Raw genomic sequence first — 529 nt, forward strand, 5'->3', positions numbered from 1 at the left:
AGCGCACGCCAGATGATGTGGCCGTAGTGCATGGCGAACAAAATCTGACCTATCGCGAGCTTAACGAGCAGGCCAACCGCCTGGCGCATGCCTTGCGCAAGCAGGGCGTGCAGCCGGATTCGCGGGTCGGGATCTACTGGCGATCCTCAAGGCGGGCGGCGGTTATGTGCCGCTCGACCCGGCGTATCCAGCGGAACGTATTGCTTACATGTTGCAGGACAGCGTGCCTGCCGCTGTGTTGGCGCAGTCGGCAACTGAAGCGCTGCTGACCGACGTTTCGGTGCCTGTTATCAATCTTGATCTGAACGATTGGCAGGACGAATCCGTCCAGAACCCGCAGGTGCCGGGGCTGACTTCAGCGCATCTGGCGTACCTGATCTACACCTCGGGTTCGACCGGCCTGCCAAAAGGCGTNCTTCGCTGAACTTCGACCTCGCGGTCTACGAGTGCTTCGCGCCGCTGACCTCGGGCGGGAGCATCGAAGTCGTCAGGAACGTGCTGGAACTGCAACACGGCGAGCACGATATCG

Annotated in this window: 1 pseudogene; it reads left to right on the forward strand. The window is 61.4% G+C overall.

Going from position 1 to position 529, the window contains the following annotated elements:
* Positions 1-529, forward strand: a pseudogene (locus tag AO388_RS04945) (AMP-binding protein); the annotation flags it as partial.

The organism is Pseudomonas sp. ICMP 10191 (assembly GCF_001467335.1).
In the GTDB taxonomy this organism is placed as follows: Bacteria; Pseudomonadota; Gammaproteobacteria; order Pseudomonadales; family Pseudomonadaceae; genus Aquipseudomonas; species Aquipseudomonas cerasi.